Source organism: Enterobacter sp. CM29 (genome assembly GCF_013179605.1).
Taxonomy (GTDB): domain Bacteria; phylum Pseudomonadota; class Gammaproteobacteria; order Enterobacterales; family Enterobacteriaceae; genus Enterobacter; species Enterobacter intestinihominis.
This window is the reverse complement of record NZ_JABMCU010000099.1, coordinates 1-16,482: the sequence shown is the minus strand read 5'-3', so window position 1 is coordinate 16,482 and position 16,482 is coordinate 1. Positions and strand designations below refer to the sequence as shown.

The window sequence follows — 16,482 nt, the reverse complement described above, 5'->3', positions numbered from 1 at the left end:
CTGGGCGGGATCTTTTCGCAAAAGAATAAAACCGGACGCGACAGCGTGCCCGTGCTGGGCAACATTCCGTGGCTGGGTCAGTTGTTCCGCCATGACGGAAAAGATAACGAACGGCGCGAGTTAGTGGTGTTTATCACGCCACGTCTGGTCAGTATTCATTAATGGGTAACGATCCCCGCAATGATTTTGCATTCAGTTTGTTGCAGATGTTTGACGTGGGGCATGAATTAGCATACAAGGAGTACCGATTTGAGTTGGACTTACGTCTTATTTCCTTATGCGCCGGGAACGGTGATTTAATCAGTTGCCAAACAAGCCGGAGTATTGAGATAATTTTTCGTCTGACTCTCGCTCTATTGCAAATGAGGTTTCAGTTCATGTCCTGCTACGCCGGGTGTCTGCGCAGCGGGGATTACCATTAACGAATAGTCTTAGTAGTACCGAAAAAATGGCAGAGAAACGCAATATCTTTCTGGTTGGGCCTATGGGTGCCGGCAAAAGCACTATTGGGCGTCAGTTAGCTCAACAACTCAATATGGAATTTTACGATTCTGATCAAGAGATTGAGAAACGAACCGGAGCGGATGTGGGCTGGGTCTTCGACGTAGAAGGCGAAGAAGGTTTCCGTGACCGAGAAGAAAAAGTGATCAACGAACTCACGGAAAAACAGGGCATTGTGCTGGCAACAGGCGGCGGCTCTGTAAAATCTCGCGAAACCCGCAACCGTCTCTCCGCCCGTGGCGTAGTGGTCTATCTTGAGACGACCATCGAAAAACAGCTGGCACGCACGCAGCGTGATAAAAAGCGCCCGTTGTTGCAGGTTGAAACACCGCCACGTGAAGTTCTGGAAGCTTTGGCCGATGAACGCAATCCTCTGTACGAAGAGATTGCTGATGTGACCATTCGTACTGACGATCAAAGCGCTAAAGTGGTTGCAAACCAGATTATTCATATGCTGGAAAGCAACTGATTCTGGCTTTATATACACTCGCCTGCGGGTAAAAGCATTTAAGGTGGATGTCGCGTCATGGAGAGGATTACAGTTACTCTCGGGGAACGTAGTTACCCTATCACCATCGCGGCTGGTTTGTTTAACGATCCAGCTTCCTTCTTACCACTGAAAGCGGGTGATCAGGCGATGCTGGTCACCAACGAGACGCTGGCTCCGCTTTATCTCGACCGTGTACGCCACCTGCTTGAGCAGGCGGGCGTGAAGGTCGACAGTGTGATTCTGCCCGATGGCGAGCAGTACAAAAGCCTGACGGTACTGGATACCGTCTTTACCGCACTTCTGCAAAAACCGCACGGTCGTGATACAACACTGCTTGCCCTGGGCGGCGGCGTTGTGGGCGATCTGACCGGTTTTGCAGCCGCCAGCTACCAGCGCGGTGTGCGCTTTATTCAAATTCCAACCACGTTGCTCTCACAGGTCGATTCTTCTGTGGGCGGTAAAACGGCGGTTAACCATCCGCTCGGCAAAAACATGATTGGCGCGTTCTACCAGCCTGCATCGGTGGTGGTGGATATCGACTGTCTGCAAACCTTGCCAGCGCGCGAACTGGCGTCCGGCCTTGCAGAAGTGATCAAATACGGCATTATTCTTGACGGTGAGTTCTTCACCTGGCTGGAAGAGAATATGGATGCGCTGCTGCGCCTCGATGGGCAGGCAATGGCCTACTGTATTCGCCGGTGCTGTGAGCTGAAAGCAGAAGTCGTTGCCGCAGATGAGCGTGAAACCGGCTTACGTGCTTTACTGAATCTGGGGCATACGTTTGGTCATGCGATCGAAGCCGAAATGGGCTACGGTAACTGGCTTCACGGTGAAGCTGTCGCTGCCGGAATGGTCATGGCGGCCCGTGCCTCTGAACGTCTGGGGCAGTTCAGGCCGGAAGAGACAGCACGTATCATCACGTTGCTTAAACGTGCTGGCTTGCCGGTGAATGGTCCGCAGGAAATGTCTGCGCAAGCGTACCTTCCCCACATGATGCGCGATAAAAAAGTATTGGCAGGTGAGATGCGTCTGGTACTCCCGCTTGCAATAGGGAAAAGTGAAGTGCGCGGCGGAGTGCCGCACGAAGTCGTACTTGGCGCTATTGCTGATTGTCAGCAGGCGTAACAACTAGAAAGGTCAGGCTGCTGTAACAGGTGGTCGTTTTAGCTTCAGGTAAATGCAGAGTCGTTGGCAGAAGCCTTTGAGTGGGGTGTTAAATGGATGAATTCAAACCAGAAGACGAGCTGAAACCCGATCCCAGCGATCGTCGTACTGGTCGTTCTCGTCAATCTTCAGAACGTGATAACGAGCCGCAGATCAACTTTGACGATGTCGATCTGGATGCAGACGATCGTCGCCCTTCGCGTAGCCGTAACGCGCGAAATGAGCGTGAAGACGAGGAGTATGAATCCGAAGAAGAGTTAATGGATGAACAGCCTGTTGAACGTCGTCCGCGCAAACGTAAAAAAGCGGTAGCGGCAAAACCGGCCTCCCGTCAGTACATCATGATGGGCCTTGGCGTTCTGGTTCTGGTATTGCTGATTGTCGGCATTGGTTCCGCGCTAAAAGCACCTTCTACCCATTCTACCGAGCAGACAGCGTCTGCCGAGAAGAGCATCGACCTGTCTGGTAACGATGCGAGCAACCAGGCGAATGGCGCTCAGCCAGCGCCGGGCACCACTTCCGCAGAGCAGACCGCAGGTAACACCAGCGCCGGTCAGGATATCTCTCTGCCGCCCGTCTCTGCGACCCCAACTCAGGGCCAGGCGCCTGTTACGCCGGAGGGCCAGCAGCGTGTTGAAGTTCAGGGCGATCTGAATAACGCGCTGACGCAGCCGCAGAATCAGGAGCAGGTTAACGCTGCCGTGGTGAACTCCACGCTGCCTACTGAACCTGCCACCGTTGCGCCAGTTCATGGCAGCAATGCCCAGCAGCAAACGGCGGCAACGGAAACCAAACCGCGCCATACCCAGACTGCGCCGCGTCAGGAGCGTAAGCAGGCTGTGATTGAGCCGAAGCGTGAGACGAAACCGCAGACCGTGGCAAAAGCGCCAGAAACGAAAGCGCCAGCGCAGACAAAACCTGCGGTGAGCCAACCGGTTAAAGCGCCAACGCCTGCGGCAACCGCTGCACCTAAAGCAACGGCGACCACAACCGCGCCTGCTGCAACTGCGGCACCGGCTGCTACGCCAACCGCTAGCGCATCCAGCACCGCGGCAGGTAAAACGACGGGTAACGTGGGTTCTCTGAAATCCGCATCATCCAGCAACTACACGTTGCAGCTGAGCAGTTCGTCTAACTACGACAACCTCAACGCCTGGGCGAAGAAATCGAATCTGAAAAACTATGTGGTTTATCAGACGACCCGTAACGGACAGCCTTGGTACGTTCTGGTAAGCGGAGTTTATGCCTCAAAAGATGAAGCAAAACGTGCCGTTTCCACGCTGCCAGCCGACGTGCAGGCGAAAAACCCGTGGGCGAAGCCGATTCATCAGGTGCAGGCCGATCTGAAGTAATGTTTAAAGCGCAGGATGCTGTCGGAGCTTTCTCCACAGCCGGAGAAGGTGTAATCAGTTAGTCAGCATGAAAAAAAATCGCGCTTTTCTGAAATGGGCAGGGGGGAAATACCCCCTGCTCGACGATATTAAAAAGCACCTGCCGAAAGGCGAGTGTCTTATCGAGCCCTTCGTGGGTGCTGGATCGGTGTTCCTGAATACCGATTTTTCTCGTTATATCCTGGCGGATATCAACAGCGACCTTATCAGCCTCTATAACATCGTCAAACTGCGTACCGATGAGTATGTGGAAGAGGCGCGGAAGCTGTTTACGCCAGAGAACAACAACCCGGACATTTACTATCAGTTCCGCGCTGAGTTTAATCAGAGCCAGGACCCGTTCCGTCGCGCGCTGTTGTTTCTTTATCTCAACCGCCATGGCTACAACGGTCTGTGCCGGTATAATCTGCGTGGCGAGTTTAACGTGCCGTTTGGCCGCTATAAGCGTCCCTATTTCCCGCAGGACGAGCTGTATCACTTTGCTGAAAAAGCGCAGAATGCCGAGTTCTACTGTCTCTCCTATGAAGAGTGCATGGAGCTGGCGGGTGTAAACTCGGTGGTCTACTGTGATCCGCCTTACGCGCCGCTGTCTGCCACGGCAAATTTCACCGCCTACCACACCAACAGCTTCAGCCCGGCCGAGCAGGCGCGTCTGGCTGAGATGGCGGAAAAGCTGGTCAGCAAAAGAATTCCGGTGTTAATTTCGAATCACGACACGCCTGATACGCGCGAATGGTACAAAGCCGCGAAGCATTTTCAGGTAAAAGTGCGGCGTAGCATTAGTAGCAATGGCGGCACACGTAAAAAGGTGGACGAACTTCTGGCGCTTTATCGACCCTGAGCCTTTGCCCGCCGGTAAACACATTTCAAGGAGATGCGGATGAAACAGTTTTTGATTGCCCCCTCAATTCTGTCGGCCGATTTTGCCCGCCTGGGTGAAGACACTGCCAAAGCTCTCGCGGCTGGCGCGGATGTCGTCCATTTCGACGTTATGGATAACCACTACGTTCCCAACCTGACCATCGGTCCGATGGTGCTTAAAGCGCTGCGTAACTACGGGATCACCGCGCCCATTGACGTGCATCTGATGGTGAAACCGGTTGATCGCATCGTGCCTGATTTCGCCGCGGCGGGTGCCAGCATCATCACTTTCCACCCGGAAGCCTCCGAACACGTTGACCGCACGCTACAGCTGATCAAAGAGAACGGCTGTAAGGCGGGGCTGGTCTTTAACCCGGCGACCCCGCTGAGCTATCTCGACTACGTGATGGACAAGCTGGACGTGATCCTGCTGATGTCCGTCAACCCGGGCTTTGGCGGCCAGTCGTTTATCCCTCAGACCCTCGACAAACTGCGTGAAGTGCGCCGCCGTATTGATGAGTCTGGCTATGATATTCGCCTGGAAGTGGATGGCGGCGTGAAGGTCAATAACATCGGTGAGATTGCGGCGGCAGGAGCGGATATGTTCGTCGCAGGCTCCGCCATCTTCGATCAACCGGATTACAAAAAAGTCATTGATGAAATGCGCCGTGAACTGGCGAAGGTAAGTCATGGATAAATTGCAGGCTATTCGGGGTGTAGCATTTGACCTCGACGGCACGCTGGTCGACAGCGCGCCTGGATTAACCCGCGCCGTCGATCAGGCGCTGTATGCCCTTGAACTCCCCGTTGCGGGCGAAGAGCGCGTCGTGACGTGGATTGGTAACGGTGCAGACGTGCTGATGGAGCGCGCGCTGACCTGGGCTCGTCAGGAACGTGCCTCTCAGCGTTCTGCGCAAGGGAAACCGAGTGTTGACCACGCGGATATTCCCCAGGATGAGCAGCAGCGTATTCTGCGCAAACTGTTCGACCGTTTCTACGAAGAGACCGTCGAAGAGGGTAGCTTCCTGTTCCCGGATGTCGCTGAAACGCTGAGCGCGCTACATGCGAAAGGCATCCCGCTGGGGCTGGTGACCAACAAGCCAACACCGTTCGTTGCGCCTCTGCTGGAAGCGCTGGATATCGCGAAATACTTCTCCGTAATTGTGGGCGGCGATGACGTGCAGAATAAAAAGCCGCATCCGGAACCGCTATTGCTGGTGGCAGGAAAATTATCCTTAGCGCCTGCGGAGCTGCTCTTTGTCGGGGATTCCCGCAATGATATTCTGGCTGCCAGAGCGGCAGGTTGCCCGTCTGTTGGGTTGACCTACGGCTACAACTACGGTGAAGCCATTACGCTGAGTGAGCCGGACGTTGTGTTCGACCACTTCAAAGATTTGTTGCCCGCACTCGGGCTTTCGCACAGTGAACATCAGGAATTGAATAATGACTAAGCCCATCGTTTTTAGTGGCGCACAGCCTTCAGGTGAACTGACCATTGGTAACTACATGGGTGCGTTACGTCAGTGGGTGAGCATGCAGGATGACTACCACTGCATTTACTGCATCGTGGATTTGCATGCTATCACCGCGCGTCAGGATCCCGAGAAGCTGCGCAAGGCGACGCTTGATACGCTGGCGCTGTACCTGGCGTGCGGTATCGATCCCGAGAAGAGCACCATTTTTGTTCAGTCTCACGTGCCAGAGCACGCGCAGCTGGGCTGGGCGCTGAACTGCTACACCTATTTCGGCGAGCTGAGCCGCATGACCCAGTTCAAGGATAAATCTGCGCGCTACTCTGAAAACATCAACGCCGGTCTGTTTGATTATCCGGTGCTGATGGCGGCAGATATTCTGCTGTACCAGACCAACCAGGTACCAGTGGGCGAAGATCAGAAGCAGCACCTGGAGCTGAGCCGCGATATCGCCCAGCGCTTCAATGCGCTTTACGGCGACGTGTTCAAAGTGCCTGAGCCGTTTATTCCGAAATCCGGCGCGCGCGTGATGTCGCTGCTGGAGCCGACCAAAAAGATGTCCAAGTCTGACGATAACCGCAACAACGTTATCGGCCTGCTGGAAGATCCGAAATCGGTGGTGAAAAAGCTCAAGCGTGCGGTGACCGACTCCGACGAGCCGCCAGTGGTGCGCTACGACGTGCAGAACAAAGCGGGCGTATCCAACCTGCTGGACATTCTCTCCGGTGTGACCGGACAGAGCATCCCTGAGCTGGAAAAACACTTTGAAGGCAAAATGTACGGCCACCTGAAAGGTGAAGTGGCAGACGCCGTTTCCGGCATGCTGACCGAGTTGCAGGAGCGCTATCACCGTTACCGTAACGACGAAGCTTTCCTGCAAAAAGTGATGAAAGAGGGCGCGGAAAAAGCCAGCGCGCGCGCCTCCGAAACCCTGAAAGCGGTGTACGACGCGATTGGGTTTGTGGCGAAACCTTAAGCCGCTTTGCCGGGTGGCGCTTACGCTTACCCGGCCTACGGGACCGTGTAGGTCGGGTAAGGCGGAGCCGCCACCCGACAAAACTGACGAAACAAAAAAACCGGGAAATCCCCGGTTTTTTACGCCTGAAAAACGCTTACTGCTGTGCCGCCGGGCCGCAACCGCCAATGATCTTCGAAATGGAGATTGCCGGATGCAGCAGGTAATCGTAGCTGCAATTATTTTTAGTATTTTGAACGTGACCGGTGCAGGCCGTCAGAGTTGTTAACAGGCCGACCAGAACGGCAGCTTTTGCCAGTTTGAACATACGCATTCCTTGTCAATAAAATCAAAAAATTGGATGTAACACGAGGGAATAAATGGAAAAGTTCCATTACGCAGGCGGTATGTTATCGACTGAGGTAAGAAGGGAGTAGTCCGCTTCAAGACTACTCCCGGGAGAGAGATTGTGCGTTAGTGGCTGGAGAACCAGTTCAGTTTTTCACGCAGTGCTACCACGCGGCCCACCACGATCAGCGCCGGGCTTTCAACCTGCTGCGCCAGCTCGCCCAGCTGCGTCAGTACGCCATCGACCACGCGCTGCGTAATGGCGGTACCGTTTTCTACCAGCGCGACCGGCATATCTGCTTCCATGCCGTGCTCCAGCAGTTTCGCCTGAATCGTGGCTGCCTGATTTAGCCCCATGTAGAAGACCAGAGTCTGCTTTTCAGCGGCCAGATTATGCCAGTCCAGCTCGCTGCCGGTTTTCAGGTGGCCTGTCACCAGGCGCACGCTCTGGGCATAGTCGCGATGGGTTAACGGAATGCCGGAATAGGCAGAACAGCCGGATGCCGCCGTAATGCCCGGCACCACGGAGAACGGAATGCCCGCGTTGCAGAGAGTTTCCAGCTCCTCGCCGCCGCGACCAAAGATAAACGGATCGCCCCCTTTCAGACGCACCACGCGCTTACCTTTTTGCGCTTCCCGCAGCAGGATCTGGTTGATCTCCTCCTGCGGTACGCAGTGATAACCTGCCCGTTTGCCGACGAATACGCGGTCAGCATCGCGGCGCACCAGATTCATGATGTCATCAGAGACCAGACGGTCATATACCACGATGTCCGCCTGCTGGATCTGCTGGAGACCCTTCAGCGTCAGCAAGCCCGCATCGCCGGGACCTGCGCCCACCAGTACCACTTCACCGCGATGATCCAGCGGTTCAGAGAGGAGTTGCTCGGTCGTCTCTTCAACCGCTTTGGCGTCCTGATTGGCTAGCGACTGCGCCAGCCTGTCGTTGACAAAGAACTTCTCCCAGAAGCGACGGCGTTCGCCCACGGTTGCGAAGGTTTGCTTCACGCGGGAACGCAGCTGCCCGGCGTAATGGGCAATCTGACCAAGGTGTTGAGGCAGCACGGCTTCCAGTTTTTCCCGCAGCAGACGGGCAAGAACGGGCGAGCGGCCACCGGACGACACCGCAATCATCAGCGGCGAGCGGTCGATAATGGATGGCATGATAAAGCTCGCCTCTTTCGGCGCATCCACCACGTTACAGAAGATGCGGCGCGCTTCGCAGGCGTCGCTGACGCGCTGGTTAACGTCATCGTTATCCGTTGCGGCGATGGTCAGCCAGCAGGTATCCAGCAGGGATTCATCAAATTCGCCCTGCACCTGCGTGAGCATCCCTTCCTGCGCCCAGACGTCAAACTGTGGGGCGAAGGTGAGGGCGTTAACGGTCAGTCGGGCGCCCGCCTCTAACAGCAGGCGCGCCTTGCGTTCAGCCACATCGCCGCCGCCCACGAGCAGGCAGTCGCGGTTGCGTAATTGACAAAAAATCGGCAGGTGATCCACGACGTTACCTCACAGTATTCATGGCGGGGGAAGAATTGACGTCAGGATAACAGCAGGAATCGTACAGAACATACGGTTTTTCCTGCCGTTACCCATAAGGGGTCATAAGCCTTTCCTATTGAAAAGGCGAGGGGTTACGCTTTCAGCTGCACCTCGCCGTCCTTCACGCGGACGTCGTAGTGTTTGACCGAGAAGCTTTCATCTTCCATGCAGCGCCCGTCGGTTAAGCGGAAGCGCTGCTTTTTCAGCGGGCTGGCAACCCACAGTTCGCCCTGGTGCTCCGCAATCAGACCGCGGGAGAGCACGCTGGCCTCGAAGAACGGGTCGATATTGCTGATGGCAAAAACCTGTTCATCGTGGCGAGGGCGGAAAATCGCTACCTGCTCGTTGCCCAGCAGGGCACAGACGCCGGTTGCTGGCAGAATGTCGTTAATGTTGCAGATGTTTACCCACTGGCTCATGCGTTTTCCTCCACCAGCATCACCGGAATACGTTCATACGGGGTCGCTGGACGATGCTGTTCGCGCTCCGGCACCACCTGCACGTTCGGGTCGCGCTGGGTGCTGTTGATAAAGTGTTTGAAGCGCGTCTGCGCCGCTGGCGTGTTCACGGTTTCGGTCCACTCGCAGATAACCGCCTCGCGCAGGCGAGTCATCTCGGATTCCAGCTGTTCATTCAGGCCCAGCTTGTCGTCGATAATGACTGACTTCAGATAGTCGATGCCGCCTTCGAGATTATCCAGCCATGACGCGGTACGGGTCAGCTTATCGGCGGTACGAATGTAGAACATCATGAAGCGGTCGAGGTATTTGATCAGCGTATCGCGATCGAGATCGGCAGCCAGCAGATCGGCGTGGCGAGGTTTCATCCCGCCGTTACCGCACACGTACAGGTTCCAGCCTTTCTCGGTGGCGATAATACCCACGTCTTTACCCTGTGCTTCCGCACATTCACGGGTACACCCTGAGACGCCGAACTTCATTTTGTGCGGCGTACGGATACCTTTGTAGCGGTTTTCCAGCTCGACGCCGAAGCCCACGCTGTCGCCCACGCCGTAGCGGCACCAGGTGCTACCCACGCAGGTTTTCGCCATGCGCAGCGCCTTGGCGTACGCGTGACCGGTTTCGAAGCCCGCCTCAATCAGCTGACGCCAGATTTCCGGCAGATCATCTTTCTGCGCACCGAACAGGCCGATACGCTGGGAACCGGTGATTTTGGTGTACAGATTAAACTCACGGGCGATACGGCCCACGGCGACCAGCCCCTCAGGGGTAATTTCTCCCCCGGCAGAACGCGGGATCACCGAGTAAGTCCCGTCTTTCTGAATATTGGCCAGGAAGTTATCGTTGGTGTCCTGAAGCGGAGTGTGTTCTGGTTTGAGCACATATTCGTTCCAGCAGGACGCCAGCAGGGAACCGACGGTAGGCTTACATACTTCACAGCCGTAGCCCTGGCCGTGTTTCTCCAGCAGTTCGTCGAAGGACTTAATGCCTTCCACGCGGATCAGGTGGTACAGCTCCTGGCGAGAGTAAGCGAAGTGCTCGCACAGGTTGTTGTTCACTTCAATGCCCTGTTTTGCCAGCTCGGCGTTCAGCACCTGGGTGACCAGCGGGATACAGCCGCCGCAGCCGGTCCCGGCTTTGGTTTCCGCCTTCAGCGCCGCAACGGTGTGGCAGCCTTTGTTAATGGCGGAGATCAGCATGCCTTTGGTGACGTCGAAGCAGGAGCAGATTTGCGCGTTGTCCGGCAGTTTATCCACGCCGATGGACGGCTTACCGCTGGAGGCGTGCGCCGGGAGGATCAGCGCATCCGGGTTTTCCGGCAGCTCAATGGCGTTCAGCACCAGCTGGAGCAGGTTGCCGAAGTCGCTGGTGTCGCCCACCAGCACCGCCCCGAGCAGGGTTTTGTTGTCCTGGCTGACGATAAGACGTTTGTAGACTTCTTTGCTTTCGTCCAGATAAACATAGCTGCGGGAGTTCGGGGTGCGACCATGCGCATCGCCAATACCGCCCACGTCCACGCCCAGCAGCTTCAGCTTCGCGCTCATGTCTGCGCCGGTGAAGGCATTTTCGCTGCCGAGGATATGGTCAACGGCGACCTGCGCCATTTTGTACCCAGGTGCAACCAGACCGTATACGCGGTTATTCCAGCTGGCGCATTCGCCGATGGCGTAGATGTCCGGATCGGAGGTCTGGCAGGTATCGTTGATCATGATCCCGCCGCGCAACGCAACGGCCAGACCGCACTGAGTAGCCAGCTTGTCGCGCGGGCGAATGCCGGTGGAGAAGACGATGAAATCCACTTCCAGCTCGCTGCCGTCGGCAAAGCGCATGGTTTTACGCGCTTCAGTGCCTTCCTGCACGATCTCTTTGGTGTTCTTGCTGGTGTGAACCTTCACGCCCATGCTTTCGATTTTACGGCGTAACTGGTCGCCACCCATATGGTCCAGCTGTTCCGCCATCAGCATCGGGGCAAATTCGATGACGTGGGTTTCAACGCCGAGGTTTTTCAGTGCGCCTGCCGCTTCCAGACCCAGCAGACCACCACCGACAACCGCGCCGCGTTTGCTTCGACGTGCGCAGGATTCAATGGCGTTGAGGTCTTCAATGGTACGGTAAACGAAGCAATCCTGGGTTTCCGAACCTTTAATCGGCGGGATCCACGGATACGAGCCTGTCGCCATGATCAGCTTATCGTAAAAAACCGTGCGTCCGGCGCTGGAGTGGATCACTTTCTCCTGACGGTTGATGGTGATAGCGCGTTCGCCCACCAGCACTTTTACGCCATGCTTCTCGTAGAAACCTTCGCGCACCAGAGAGAGTTCTTCGGCGGTATGGTGAGAGAAGTAGGAAGACAAGTGCACACGGTCGTACGCCTTGCGGGGTTCTTCACAGAACACGGTAATATCGAACTGGTTAGCATCGGCTTTATCGAGAAGATCCTCAATAAAGCGGTGGCCGACCATGCCGTTACCGATGATAGCGAGTCTGACTTTGCTCATTTTTGCCTCGATTTCTTTTCTATTACTGCCTACCTTAACGATTCAGCAGGGGCACTTATTGATGCAAATCAAATACGCCTTCACCTACCCCTTAGGGGGTATATCTATGATTTGTCAGGATTTTTATAAGTGACGGATATTGTTTGATTTTTGTGCTTGCTTGTTTTTCGCACAACTTTGGTGGGGTTTTTTACCCATCGGCGGGCAGGGCGGGTGAGCAGGAGAAAACCCCTTTGCAGTACGCAAAGGGGTTACGGCGATTAGTGGGTAGCTGTTGCCGGGTTGTGTTGACGGTGACGGGTCACAAAGCCCAGCACGAAACACATGATGAACACCACGGCGTACAGACCGTTAGCGGTATGCAGCGCCGCCAGCGGGCCGCTGTGCGCCACAATTGGGCCCGTGACCACGAAGGTCAGCATGGTGCCGATGGTGCCGCAGGTCAGCACGAAGTTCACCAGCTTTGGCGAGGCCACTTTGGTCTGAAGAGAGCCAAGGGTGATGATCGAGGTATAAATCGCGCTGGAGAAGAAGCCCAGGGTCAGGATGAACCACGGCATATGCTCCGGGGAACCGTTGATGAACAGATACATCAGCACGGTTGCCAGACCCGCCAGAACGGTCAGGATCCGTTGCAGGTCGAAGAAGCGCAGGATAAAGCTAAACGCCCACATGCCGAACATGTAAGACATCCAGAAATCGCTCACCAGTTTACCCGCGTCGTTCAGACTCATGCCCAGACCTTTCGCATACTCAGGAACCCAGGAGATAAAGCCCAGCTGGCCCAGGATGTAACACAGCGCGGCGATGGAAAGGAACAGCACGCCGATACCCCATTTTTCTTTCGCAACTGGCTCAGACGTAGTCTGCGCTTTTTTGCCCAGCACCGGGAACTCGCAGCCGAAGGTGAGAATAAAGATCGCGACATAGACCAGACCAATGCAGGCGTACACCCAGTACCACTCAATGCTGCGCGCCAGAAGATACGCGGCGACCATCGGGAAAATCATCCCGGCCATGCTGAAGAAGGAGTCGGTGAACAGCAGACGCGCGCCGCGCTGGCGACCTTCATACATATGGGTGATCAGGAACGTACCGATCGACATGGTGATCCCGCTTACCAGGCCCAGCACGAACATGGCGGCAGAGAAGAGGGCGATGCTGTGGCTCAGCACCAGGCCCGCCACGGCGGCAACCATCAGCACGAAGCCGAAGCGCAGCTGGGTTTTCAGCGGCACGATTTCCATCAGCCAGGCATTAAGGAAAATAGAGATCAGGATCCCCGCGTTCAGGAAAGTGAAGGTATTGCTCATGCTGGAAACGGGCAACTGGAAGTAGTCTGCGATATTTCCCATCACCATCCCGGTGACGATCACCAACGCGCCGGTCAGGGCGTAGGAGAAGAAGCTGATCCATGTGAGCTTGATGCGATTGCTGTTAGTCATGTCTGGCCTGTTAAAAGTAAAGAAAAACGCAATGACTGCGTTTGAGCGGGCAGATTTTAGTCGCGAAAGTGATCTAATTAAATCTTTTCAGAAAATATTGAGCACAATTGCAGGCTTTAACGTGATGGAGATCACATTATATCGCGGGGTGAACAATCGTTTGCGCGGTAATAATTGTTTCAATTTCGTAAAATTAGGTAAAAGACTGGTCTGGGGTCATACTGCTCTTTAGAATCAAGCCATTCGCTTTTTATACTGCGCTTTGTTAAGGAATTCTCATGCTCAAATCAACACTGGCGGCTGTCGCAGCTGTGTTTGCTCTTTCTGCCGTTTCCCCTGCTGCGCTGGCAGCTAAAGGAGACCCTCACGTCCTGCTGACTACCTCTGCGGGGAATATTGAGCTGGAGCTGGATAGCCAGAAAGCCCCTGTTTCCGTGAAAAACTTCCTCGACTACGTGAACAGTGGTTTTTATAACAACACCACGTTCCACCGCGTGATCCCGGGCTTTATGATTCAGGGCGGCGGTTTCAACGAGCAGATGCAGCAGAAAAAGCCTAACCCGCCAATCAAAAATGAAGCGGATAACGGCCTGCTGAACAAGCGCGGCACCATTTCTATGGCGCGTACGGCGGATAAAGACAGCGCCACCAGCCAGTTCTTCCTCAACGTGGCGGATAACGCCTTCCTGGACCACGGCCAGCGCGACTTTGGCTACGCGGTGTTCGGTAAAGTGGTGAAAGGCATGGACGTGGCGGATAAGATCTCTCAGGTTCAGACTCACGATGTCGGTCCATACCAGAATGTGCCGTCTAAGCCAGTGGTGATTCTCTCCGCGAAAGTGCTGCCGTAATCGTTCCCTCACACGGGCACATCCTGCCCGTGTCTTTCCGCCCTCCCTGCGAAAGCGCGTTTTGCTGCTTATACTTGTGGCAAACGGACTATTCAGGGAGGCGTAGTGAAAAAACTCACCGACAAGCAAAAATCCCGACTCTGGGAGCAACAGCGTAGCGTCAATCTTCAGGCCAGTTGCCTCCTTGAAAAAGGCAAGGGTCCCGCTGAACCCGATATCGAGACGCTGGCACTGGGGCCTTCTGCACCGGGTTTACCCCATCTGTGCCTTATTCACCGCCATTTATTCCGCAACGAAATGAAAGGCGCTGGCGAGCTGCGCACCGCCGATATTTCCAAGGGCGACATTCCATTTTGCCATTTCGAGTACATCGAGAAGGTGGGTAATGAGCTGATGGCTTCGCTGGAAAGCGATAAATATCTGGTGGGCCTTCAGAAAGAAGAGTTTACAGACAGAATCAGTCATTACTACTGTGAAATCAACATGCTACATCCGTTTATGAGCGGTAATGGCGTGGCTCAGCGGATCTTCTTTGAACAGCTGGCGATCCATGCGGGCTACGTGCTGAACTGGCAGGGGATCGACCCGGACGACTGGGCATCCGCCAACCAGAGCGGGGCGATGGGTGATCTGACCGCCCTGAATGCTATCTTTGCCAAAGTTGTGAGCGAAGCGCGGGGATCTGAGTAAAATAGGGCGGCCATTTTTTCAGGAGCCGCCATGATTCTGCTGATTGATAACTACGATTCCTTTACCTGGAACCTTTACCAGTATTTTTGTGAACTGGGGGCAGAGGTGGTTGTCCGCCGTAACGATGAGATCGCGCTGGCTGACATTGACGCGCTGGCGCCCCAGAAAATCGTGATTTCGCCCGGGCCGTGTACGCCGTCGGAGTCCGGTATCTCGCTGGAGGTAATCCGCCACTATGCGGGCAAGCTGCCGATTCTGGGCGTCTGCCTGGGTCACCAGGCCATTGCGCAGGTCTTTGGCGCCAGCATTGTCCGTGCCGCGAAAGTCATGCACGGCAAAACCTCACCGATCACGCACACCGGTACCGGCGTGTTCCTGGGGCTAAACAATCCGTTAACCGTGACGCGCTACCATTCTCTGGTGATTGATCCGCCGACCCTGCCCGCAGACTTTGAAGTGACAGCCTGGAGCGAGACGCAGGAAATCATGGGCATTCGCCACCGCGAGTACGATCTGGAAGGGGTGCAGTTCCACCCGGAAAGCATTCTCAGCGAACAGGGGCACGCACTGCTGGCCAATTTCCTTAATCGCTGAATATCTGTTGCCTTGTTGTGATTTTTTATGCATATTTTGTGATTATATTTTCACAATCACTGTGACATAAAAATGGATGGTCATGACATGGCAACTGAACAACCAGCAATTACCCGCGCGACATTCGATGAAGTGATCCTGCCGATTTATGCACCGGCTGAGTTTATCCCGGTGAAAGGGAGAGGCAGCCGCGTCTGGGATCAGCAGGGCAACGAGTATGTTGATTTCGCAGGCGGTATTGCGGTGACGGCGCTGGGCCATTGCCATCCTGCGCTGGTGGACGCGCTGAAAACGCAGGGCGAAACGCTGTGGCACACCAGCAACGTGTTCACTAACGAACCGGCGCTGCGTCTGGGGCGTAAGATCATCGATGCCACCTTCGCCGAACGCGTGCTGTTTATGAACTCCGGCACCGAAGCCAACGAAACCGCCTTTAAGCTTGCGCGCTACTACGCAACCACGCGTCATAGTCCGTACAAAACCAAAATCATCGCCTTCCATAACGCCTTCCACGGTCGCTCGTTCTTTACCGTTTCCGTTGGCGGCCAGCCGAAGTATTCCGACGGCTTTGGTCCGAAACCTGCGGATATCATCCACGTGCCGTTTAACGATCTGCACGCCGTTAAAGCGGTGATAGACGATCACACCTGTGCCGTGGTGGTCGAACCCATTCAGGGGGAAGGCGGCGTCACGGCGGCCACCCCGGAATTTCTGCAAGGTTTGCGTGAGCTGTGCGACGAGCACCAGGCGTTGCTGGTGTTTGATGAAGTGCAGTGTGGGATGGGGCGTACCGGAGACCTGTTCGCTTATATGCACTACGGCGTAACGCCGGATATTCTGACCAGCGCGAAAGCGCTCGGCGGCGGTTTCCCGGTCAGCGCGGTGCTAACCACCCAGGATATTGCTTCCGCATTTCATGTGGGCTCACACGGCTCCACTTACGGCGGTAATCCGCTGGCGTGCGCCGTGGCGGGAGCGGCGTTCGACATCATTAATACGCCGGACGTCCTGAATGGCGTGAATGCGAAACGCGCCCTTTTTGTGAAACATCTTCAGCAGATTGACGAACAGTTTGATGTCTTCAGCGACATCCGCGGAATGGGGCTGCTGATCGGTGCCGAGCTGAAGCCTCAGTACAAAGGCCGCGCGCGCGATTTCCTGCACGCCGCCGCGCACGAAGGCGTCATGGTGCTCAACGCCGGGCCGGACGTGATGCGCT

Annotated in this window: 16 protein-coding genes and 1 pseudogene; 12 read left to right on the top strand and 5 right to left on the bottom strand. The window is 55.4% G+C overall.

Features of this window, described 5'->3' with window-relative positions; translation table 11 throughout:
* The 8 genes and pseudogenes from hofQ to trpS all read left to right on the top strand — a co-directional run.
* Positions 1–162 (top strand): annotated as a pseudogene (hofQ, locus tag HP459_RS13570) (DNA uptake porin HofQ); the annotation flags it as partial.
* Positions 163–448: 286 nt separating this feature from the next.
* Positions 449–970 carry a shikimate kinase AroK gene (gene aroK, locus HP459_RS13565; RefSeq protein WP_003861630.1) on the top strand — a complete coding sequence of 174 codons (522 nt, stop codon included), beginning with the start codon at positions 449–451 and terminating at the stop codon, positions 968–970.
* Positions 971–1,027: 57 nt separating this feature from the next.
* The gene (aroB, locus tag HP459_RS13560) at positions 1,028–2,116 is read left to right on the top strand and encodes a 3-dehydroquinate synthase (protein ID WP_171936330.1); all 1,089 of its coding nucleotides are present in this window, start codon (positions 1,028–1,030) and stop codon (positions 2,114–2,116) included.
* A 92-nt stretch (positions 2,117–2,208) separates the two neighbouring features.
* Complete coding sequence (gene damX / locus HP459_RS13555; RefSeq protein ID WP_022649621.1) at positions 2,209–3,507, top strand: cell division protein DamX; 1,299 nt, start codon at positions 2,209–2,211, stop codon at positions 3,505–3,507.
* 67 nt (positions 3,508–3,574) lie between these two features.
* Complete coding sequence (gene dam / locus HP459_RS13550; protein WP_022649620.1) at positions 3,575–4,387, top strand: adenine-specific DNA-methyltransferase; 813 nt, start codon at positions 3,575–3,577, stop codon at positions 4,385–4,387.
* 39 nt (positions 4,388–4,426) lie between these two features.
* On the top strand, positions 4,427–5,104 hold the full coding sequence (rpe, locus tag HP459_RS13545; RefSeq protein WP_003861634.1) for a ribulose-phosphate 3-epimerase: 678 nt from the start codon (positions 4,427–4,429) through the stop codon (positions 5,102–5,104).
* Complete coding sequence (gene gph, locus HP459_RS13540) at positions 5,097–5,858, top strand: phosphoglycolate phosphatase (RefSeq protein WP_017384158.1); 762 nt, start codon at positions 5,097–5,099, stop codon at positions 5,856–5,858. The genes rpe and gph overlap by 8 nt, the downstream gene beginning before the upstream one ends.
* Positions 5,851–6,855: a tryptophan--tRNA ligase gene (gene trpS, locus HP459_RS13535; RefSeq protein ID WP_015571430.1), complete on the top strand. Its 1,005-nt coding sequence runs from the start codon at positions 5,851–5,853 to the stop codon at positions 6,853–6,855. Before gph ends, trpS begins: the two co-directional genes overlap by 8 nt.
* A gap of 136 nt (positions 6,856–6,991) precedes the next feature.
* Here the strand turns inward: trpS and HP459_RS13530 are convergent, their stop codons facing one another.
* The 5 genes from HP459_RS13530 to tsgA form a co-directional block, all read right to left on the bottom strand.
* Positions 6,992–7,162 (bottom strand): YhfL family protein, encoded by a 171-nt coding sequence (locus HP459_RS13530; RefSeq protein WP_003861638.1) that lies wholly within the window; start codon positions 7,160–7,162, stop codon positions 6,992–6,994.
* Positions 7,163–7,308: 146 nt separating this feature from the next.
* Positions 7,309–8,682, bottom strand: coding sequence for a siroheme synthase CysG (gene cysG, locus HP459_RS13525; RefSeq protein WP_022649618.1), 1,374 nt, complete (start codon positions 8,680–8,682; stop codon positions 7,309–7,311).
* Between the two features lie 134 nt (positions 8,683–8,816).
* Positions 8,817–9,143: a nitrite reductase small subunit NirD gene (nirD, locus tag HP459_RS13520; protein ID WP_022649617.1), complete on the bottom strand. Its 327-nt coding sequence runs from the start codon at positions 9,141–9,143 to the stop codon at positions 8,817–8,819.
* Complete coding sequence (nirB, locus tag HP459_RS13515; protein ID WP_171936329.1) at positions 9,140–11,683, bottom strand: nitrite reductase large subunit NirB; 2,544 nt, start codon at positions 11,681–11,683, stop codon at positions 9,140–9,142. Before nirB ends, nirD begins: the two co-directional genes overlap by 4 nt.
* 260 nt (positions 11,684–11,943) lie before the next feature.
* Entirely contained in the window at positions 11,944–13,128 is a 1,185-nt protein-coding gene (gene tsgA, locus HP459_RS13510) for an MFS transporter TsgA (RefSeq protein WP_022649615.1), read from the bottom strand.
* Between the two features lie 278 nt (positions 13,129–13,406).
* Between tsgA and ppiA the strand changes: the two genes are divergently transcribed.
* The 4 genes from ppiA to HP459_RS13490 all read left to right on the top strand — a co-directional run.
* A complete protein-coding gene (ppiA, locus tag HP459_RS13505) occupies positions 13,407–13,979 on the top strand; it encodes a peptidylprolyl isomerase A (RefSeq protein WP_022649614.1) in 573 nt (190 codons plus the stop codon).
* A 105-nt stretch (positions 13,980–14,084) separates the two neighbouring features.
* Positions 14,085–14,669, top strand: coding sequence for a putative adenosine monophosphate-protein transferase Fic (locus tag HP459_RS13500; protein ID WP_023298771.1), 585 nt, complete (start codon positions 14,085–14,087; stop codon positions 14,667–14,669).
* Positions 14,670–14,699: 30 nt separating this feature from the next.
* Positions 14,700–15,263, top strand: coding sequence for an aminodeoxychorismate synthase component 2 (pabA, locus tag HP459_RS13495; protein ID WP_063149297.1), 564 nt, complete (start codon positions 14,700–14,702; stop codon positions 15,261–15,263).
* Positions 15,264–15,350: 87 nt separating this feature from the next.
* Positions 15,351–16,482 (top strand): aspartate aminotransferase family protein (locus tag HP459_RS13490; RefSeq protein WP_171936328.1); only part of this gene is annotated, 1,132 nt, incomplete at its 3' end.